Annotated in this window: 8 protein-coding genes; 3 read left to right on the top strand and 5 right to left on the bottom strand. The window is 57.9% G+C overall.

Annotation, left to right across the window (positions count from 1 at the left end):
- Positions 1–431 (top strand): M24 family metallopeptidase C-terminal domain-containing protein (locus tag ACQKP4_RS28110; protein WP_427637303.1); only part of this gene is annotated, 431 nt, incomplete at its 5' end.
- Here the strand turns inward: ACQKP4_RS28110 and ACQKP4_RS28105 are convergent.
- Complete coding sequence (locus ACQKP4_RS28105) at positions 424–1,332, bottom strand: LysR family transcriptional regulator (RefSeq protein WP_427637302.1); 909 nt, start codon at positions 1,330–1,332, stop codon at positions 424–426. The two genes, ACQKP4_RS28110 and ACQKP4_RS28105, sit on opposite strands and share 8 nt — an antisense overlap.
- 117 nt (positions 1,333–1,449) lie before the next feature.
- Between ACQKP4_RS28105 and ACQKP4_RS28100 the strand changes: the two genes are divergently transcribed.
- Positions 1,450–2,448 (top strand): zinc-dependent alcohol dehydrogenase family protein, encoded by a 999-nt coding sequence (locus ACQKP4_RS28100; RefSeq protein ID WP_427637300.1) that lies wholly within the window; start codon positions 1,450–1,452, stop codon positions 2,446–2,448.
- Here the strand turns inward: ACQKP4_RS28100 and ACQKP4_RS28095 are convergent.
- The gene (locus ACQKP4_RS28095) at positions 2,445–3,035 is read right to left on the bottom strand and encodes a 2-hydroxychromene-2-carboxylate isomerase (RefSeq protein WP_427637298.1); all 591 of its coding nucleotides are present in this window, start codon (positions 3,033–3,035) and stop codon (positions 2,445–2,447) included. The two genes, ACQKP4_RS28100 and ACQKP4_RS28095, sit on opposite strands and share 4 nt — an antisense overlap.
- Before the next feature lie 36 nt (positions 3,036–3,071).
- Positions 3,072–3,800 (bottom strand): SDR family oxidoreductase, encoded by a 729-nt coding sequence (locus tag ACQKP4_RS28090; protein WP_427637297.1) that lies wholly within the window; start codon positions 3,798–3,800, stop codon positions 3,072–3,074.
- A gap of 92 nt (positions 3,801–3,892) precedes the next feature.
- On the opposite strand from ACQKP4_RS28090, the gene ACQKP4_RS28085 reads away from it, so the two are divergent.
- Entirely contained in the window at positions 3,893–4,465 is a 573-nt protein-coding gene (locus ACQKP4_RS28085; protein ID WP_427637295.1) for a TetR/AcrR family transcriptional regulator, read from the top strand.
- Here ACQKP4_RS28085 and ACQKP4_RS28080 read toward each other — a convergent pair.
- Complete coding sequence (locus ACQKP4_RS28080) at positions 4,452–4,733, bottom strand: hypothetical protein (RefSeq protein WP_427637293.1); 282 nt, start codon at positions 4,731–4,733, stop codon at positions 4,452–4,454. The two genes, ACQKP4_RS28085 and ACQKP4_RS28080, sit on opposite strands and share 14 nt — an antisense overlap.
- 166 nt (positions 4,734–4,899) lie before the next feature.
- The gene (gene rhtA, locus ACQKP4_RS28075; RefSeq protein WP_427637291.1) at positions 4,900–5,787 is read right to left on the bottom strand and encodes a threonine/homoserine exporter RhtA; all 888 of its coding nucleotides are present in this window, start codon (positions 5,785–5,787) and stop codon (positions 4,900–4,902) included.
- Between the last annotated feature and the right edge of the window lie 361 nt (positions 5,788–6,148).

The raw sequence follows: 6,148 nt of genomic DNA, 5'->3' as shown, positions 1-6,148 counted from the left end.
CTCGCGCGCCGATCTGGGCCGAAAGCGTCGACTACGGCCATGGCACCGGGCACGGCGTCGGTTATTTCCTCAACGTCCACGAAGGCCCGCAGGTCATCGCCTATCAAGCCGTCGCCGCACCGCAAACCGCGATGCAGCCGGGCATGATTACCTCCATTGAACCGGGGACTTATCGTCCGGGCCGTTGGGGCGTGCGGATCGAGAACCTGGTGCTGAATCGCGAGGCCGGCAAAAGCGAATTCGGCGAATTCCTCAAATTCGAAACCCTGACTCTGTGCCCAATCGACACCCGCTGCCTCGACGCTTCGCTACTGACTCAGGACGAGAAACAGTGGTTCAACGCCTATCACGCCGAAGTGCGTGAGCGCTTGAGCCCGTTGCTCGACGGCGCGGCCCTTGAGTGGTTGAACACCCGAACCGCCGCTATCTGAGCGGCTTGAGTTCAGGCGCGGCGTCCAGCGCCTGGCTCATGTAGTCGATAAAGGCTTTGACCCTGGCGGATTGGCGACGATTCGCCGGGGACACAGCATGGATTGGCAGCGACTGTGCGGTGTACTCCCGTAAAATCGCGGTCACTCGACCCGCCTTCAAGTCTTCGCTGAACAGCCATATCGGCGACAGCGCAATGCCCAACCCGCCCAACACCATCTCGCGGATCGCTTCAGAGTTGTTGCTTTGCGCATTGCCCTTGATGCGCACTTCGTGACGTTGCACGTCCTTCTGGTAAACCCACAGGTTTTGGCTGTTCAGCAGGTTGAATTGCAGGCAATTGTGCGCGCCCAGTTCGAGCGGCGTGCGAGGCTGGCCGTGTTGATTGAGGTAGGCGGGGGCGGCGATTGTCACTCGGTGGGTGGTGCCGACGTGGCGGGCGATCAGGCCGCTGTCGTGCAAATCACCGATCCTGAAGGTGACGTCCAGGCCTTCGGTCACCAGGTCTTGATGCTGGTCGCTGAGCTGCAAATCGATGTGCACCTGTGGATACAGTTTCAGGAAGCCGGGCAGTCGCGAAGCAATTTGCAGCCGCCCGAAGCTGACGGACGAACCGACTCGCAGGTTGCCGGCAACGGTTTCGCGTCCAGATTGAAAGCTGTGTTCAGCGGCATCCACCGCGGCAAGGATCTGTCGGCATTCGTTGTAGTAGCGCAGACCTTCATCCGTCAGTGACAGTTGGCGCGTGCTGCGGGCGATCAGTTTGCCGCCGAGTTTCGTTTCCAGCGCCCTCAAGACTTTGCTGATGGTTGGCTGACTGGTCTGCATCTCGCGCGCGACGGCGGAAAAACTGCCGCGCTCGACCACACGGACGAAAATGGCCATTGCATTGAGTTTGTCCACGCCGATCTCTCATTGATGCCAAATAGGCATGGTAACTATAGCTATATAGCGTCTTATCGGCATGGGTGAAGCGGAGGAAGATTTGTCTCACAGCCACCTCTGACGGGAATTTGCGAAATGACTGACTCACTTGAAATGCGCGCTCTGATGGTCGACTCGGCAAACGGGCCGCTACGGTTGGCCATTCTCCAGCGACCCGTGCCTGCGCCTGGGCAGGTGTTGGTGAGGATCAGCGCCAGCGGGTTGAATCCGCTGGATGGAAAGATTCGCTCGGGTCAGGCAGCGCATGCGCGTCAGCCACTGCCTGCGGTGTTGGGCATCGACCTGGCAGGGACGATTGAGACGTTGGGAGAGGGGGTCACTGGCTGGAAGGCGGGAGATGAGGTCTATGCAATGGCAACCGGGGTCGGCGGTGCGCAAGGTTCGCTGGCGGAATACGCAGTGGTTGATGCGCGATTTTTGGCGCGCAAACCGGTCAATCTGAGCATGCGCGAGGCGGCCGGGTTGCCGCTGGTGCTGATTACGGCGTGGGAAGGGTTGGTGGACCGGGCTCGGGTGCGGGCCGGCCAGAAGGTGTTGATTCATGGCGGGGCGGGGGGTGTCGGGCACGTGGCGGTGCAGATAGCCAAGGCGTTCGGAGCCGAGGTGTTTGCGACGGGATCGTCAGGGCAGCGGTCGCTCATCGAAGGGTTTGGCGCAACGTTTATCGACTACCGCACATCCTCGGTCGAGGAGTATGTGGCCGAGCACACGGCGGGGGAGGGCTTCGATATCGTTTACGACACGGTGGGAGGTGAAACGCTGGATGCTTCGTTCAAGGCGGCTCGGCTTTATCTGGGGCATGTGGTGAGCTGCCTCGGCTGGGGTCAACACAGCCTGGCACCGCTGTCGTTTCGTGGGGCGACGTATTCCGGGGTCTTTACGCTGTTGCCGTTGTTGACGGGCATTGGCCGTGAACATCACGGGGAGATACTTCGCGACGCCGCAAAATTGATTGAGGCCGGGCACTTGCAGCCATTGATGGATCCTCGCCGGTTTTCGTTGCACTCCGCGCAGGCCGCCCATGAACTGCTCGCTTCAGGAGCTGCTCAGGGGCGGTTGGTGGTGGAGATTTAACCCAGGGCCTCGACGACGAAGTCCAGGCGATCCTGGCCGAAGAACAATTGATTGCCGATAAACATGCTAGGTGCGCCGAACACCCCTCGTTGCACCGCTTTCTCGGTGTTGTCCTTGAGAGCAGCTTTGACTTCCTCATCGGCGGTCAGGGCCAGCACTTCGTTGGGATCGAAACCCTTCTGCGTCAGCACCGCGGCGACGGTTGCCGGATCATCGAGGCTGCGCCCTTCGACCCACAGCGCGTGGAACAGGCAGTCGATAAAGGCCTGAAAGCGTTCCGGATGCCGCAACTGCATGCCAGTGACGGCGCGCATGAGCATCAAGGTATTGATGGGGAAGTGCGGATTGAATTTCAGCGGCACCCCGTAACGTTTCGCGTAACGATCCAGGTCCTCAAACATGTAGCGTCCTTTGGCCGGAATCATCGCCGGGGAGGCGTTGCCGGTGGCTTTGAACACACCGCCGAGCAACATCGGGATGTAGATCAGTCGGCTGTCAGTCTGCTTGCAGATGCTTGGCAGTTGGGTGTACGCCAGATAAGTGGCGGGGCTGCCGAGGTCAAAATAGAACTCCACGGTTTTGCTCATGGTTGGTGCGCTCTGCTTATTGTTTTGGGGGAGGGCTTACCAGCGTTCGTTCCAGGGACGCAGATCCAGTTCGAAAGTCCAGGCGTCTCGAGGCTGACTGTGCAGGTACCAATAGTTGTCGGCGATGTGCTCGGGGTTGAGGATGCCGTCTTCATCTTTGGTCGCGTACTTTTCCGGAAAGTTTTCACGGATGAAATCGGTATCGATGGCGCCATCGACCACAACGTGGGCGACATGGATGTTCATCGGCCCCAGTTCGCGGGCCATGCTTTGGGCGAGCGCGCGAATCCCGTGTTTGGCACCGGCGAATGCCGCGAAACCCGACGCGCCACGCAGCCCGGCGGTCGCGCCAGTGAACAGGATAGTCCCGCGTTGACGCTCGGCCATGCGCTTGGCCACTTCACGGGCGTTGAGAAACCCGGAGAAACAGGCCATTTCCCAAATCTTGAAATACTTGCGGGCGGTTTCTTCGAGGATGCTGCAGGGGACGTTGGCGCCAATGTTGAAGACAAACGCTTCGATAGGACCTATTTCGGTTTCAATTTGCTCGACGAGCGCGATCACGTCCTCTTCCTTGCGCGCGTCACAGGCAAATCCATGGGCATCGCCGCCATTCGCCTTGATTGCATCGACCAATGGCTGAAGTTTATCGGCACTGCGGCGGGTGACGCAGGCGGTGAAACCTTCCTGAGCAAAACGTTTGGCGATGGCGCCGCCGGTAGCATCACCTGCGCCGACAACCAGTACGACCTTCTTGTTATTCATGGGTTGTTCCCTTTGCTAAACGATCGTTAACTGAACGAACGTTATGCTACGATTCGGCAAGCGTCAAGGCGATCAATCCTGAGGGCAAGGCAATGCGTTACTCGGCCAATCACAAGCTGGAAACCAAAGAAAAGTTGCTGGAAAGCAGCGCGGTGCTGGCCAAGAGGTCCGGTTTTTCTACGGTCGGAGTCGATGGTTTGATGAAGGCTATCGGTCTGAGTGGAGGGGCTTTCTACAGTCACTTTTCTTCGAAGGACGAGTTGTTTGCTTCGATTGTCGAGCGCGAGTTGTGTCAGAGCCTGGAAAGATTGAGAGGCGATGAAAGCCCAGACGGATTGCAGCGTTGCCTAAAGCATTACCTGAGCATGGCGCACGTTGAAAGCCCGGAATGGGGATGTGCGTTGCCGGCATTGGGCGCTGAAATTGCTCGTTCAGAGATGAAGGTTCGGCAGCAGGCCGAGGACTGGATTTGTCAGTTGCAGCAGTCTTGGGCGCGAATACTGGAAAGCGACAGCCTGGCTTGGGCCATTTTGTCGCAATGCATTGGCGCGTTGGTCGTGGCGCGAATGCTTGCCGCTCCAGAGACTCAACGTACGGTGTTGAAATCCAGTCAGGATGAGATTGGCCGCCAGATAGCCGGGCGGCATCAACCTACTTGCAGATGACAATCATGCTTCGACTGGTGTAGCCAGCAGGATTGAGTCCAAATGGATAATCCCCGGGTTCTTCCACCGAGTCCCCGGACTTGGCGATGACCTTGTAAGCTTTGGGCGCGCACGAATCGGCGGCGCTGGTATAGCACTTGTCCCAGGACGACGACAGCCCCGAACAATTGATGTGCAGCCCCTTCTTGCCGTGTTTTACCTGGGTCTTCGATGTCGCCGCGCAGCCCGCAACTGCCAATACGGTGATCAAAAGCAAAATTCGTTTCATTGCTGTCCTTAAAGCATTCCCGGATCTTTCGCCCGGGTCTGGCTGCATGCGCTCTCGCTGGAGCGTTCTGACTATCCCTTTCAAAAAATCCATGACTGACACTGGGTTGCGGGGCTAAACATGGCCTAATTGAGCGCTAAATACCAGACTTGCGTCATATCCTTGGTCAATCCGCCGCCACCGCGGGCTTTGCGGCGCTGCCCATTGTCATCGTTGCACCAACAGAAGCCAGAATGATGCACAGGATCGCCATCCACTGTGACAGTGAAAGGTACTCCTGGAGGAATAACAGACCGGACAGTGCTCCGAAGGCGGGTTCGATGCTCATCAGTGTGCCGAAGGTCTTGGCTGGCATTCGGGTCAGGGCGACCATCTCAAGGGTGTAAGGCAAGGCAGTGGACAGTATGGCAACGCCAATGGCCACAGGGATCAGTGAAGGAGTCAGCAGTGCAGCACCGGCATGAACAATGCCGATTGGCGCGACGAATAGCGCGGCAATCATTACGCCCAATGCAGCGGTCTGGACGCCATTATCGGCCCCGGCCTTCTGCCCAAACACGATGTACAACGCCCAGCAAGCTCCGGCGCCTAGTGCATAGCCGGCACCTGCAAGGTCGATTCCTGCAGTCGTGGCGCCGGTCGGTATTAAAAGCAACAAGCCGACGGCGGCCAACGCGATCCACAAGAAGTCGATTGCACGACGCGAGGCATAGATCGCAACGGCTAACGGCCCCGTGAACTCCAGCGCAACGGCAATACCCAGCGGGACGGTACGCAACGACATATAGAAGAGGAAGTTCATGCCGCCCAGCGCCATGCCGTAGACAATGACGGTGCGCAGGGATTTTGCAGTGAGTGTTGCCCGCCACGGGCGCAACAGTATCAGCATGATTACGCTGGCGAAGATCAGTCGCAGGGTCGTTGTGCCTTGAGCGCCGATAATAGGGAACATGCTCTTGGCGAGGGAGGCTCCTGACTGGATCGAGGCCATTGCTATTAATAGGAGGCCAACCGAAAACAGGGTTGAGGCCAGGCTGCGGGGTTGATCATTCATTGCTTGGCATCGTCCGAGTAGGGGCAAGAGCGTTGTTCTTGTGCATTGGGCAATATATTGCGCATTCGTTGTGGTCGCGTCTATATGTAAGCAGTGATTTCCAGGTTCTTATGGAAAAGCCAAATCATTGCTTGACGGCAGATTCTGGAGGTCTATAATTCGCCCCACTTCCGGCGCAGTCGAAACGGAAAACTCCTTGGTAAACAATGAGTTACGCAGTTTTCGGCAGTGAGTTGCTTCAGGTCATCGAAGCCGAAAGGGAGTTGAAAAAGAGGTGTTGACAGCAGCGAGTAACGCTGTAGAATTCGCCTCCCGCTGACGAGAGATCGACAGCGCAAGTGGTTGAAGTTGCAGAGGAAAC

The organism is Pseudomonas sp. NPDC086278 (genome assembly GCF_050280905.1).
Classification (GTDB): Bacteria; Pseudomonadota; Gammaproteobacteria; order Pseudomonadales; family Pseudomonadaceae; genus Aquipseudomonas.
Note: the sequence above shows the minus strand (reverse complement) of the source record. Positions and strands in the feature narration are given on the sequence as shown.

Excerpts from the sequence above, each read along its gene's own strand:
- ACQKP4_RS28100 (WP_427637300.1), top strand. The coding sequence starts at position 1,450 with ATGACTGACTCACTTGAAATGCGCGCTCTGATGGTCGACTCGGCAAAC.
- ACQKP4_RS28095 (WP_427637298.1), bottom strand. The coding sequence starts at position 3,035 with ATGAGCAAAACCGTGGAGTTCTATTTTGACCTCGGCAGCCCCGCCACT.
- ACQKP4_RS28090 (WP_427637297.1), bottom strand. The coding sequence starts at position 3,800 with ATGAATAACAAGAAGGTCGTACTGGTTGTCGGCGCAGGTGATGCTACC.
- ACQKP4_RS28085 (WP_427637295.1), top strand. The coding sequence starts at position 3,893 with ATGCGTTACTCGGCCAATCACAAGCTGGAAACCAAAGAAAAGTTGCTG.
- ACQKP4_RS28080 (WP_427637293.1), bottom strand. The coding sequence starts at position 4,733 with ATGAAACGAATTTTGCTTTTGATCACCGTATTGGCAGTTGCGGGCTGC.
- rhtA (WP_427637291.1), bottom strand. The coding sequence starts at position 5,787 with ATGAATGATCAACCCCGCAGCCTGGCCTCAACCCTGTTTTCGGTTGGC.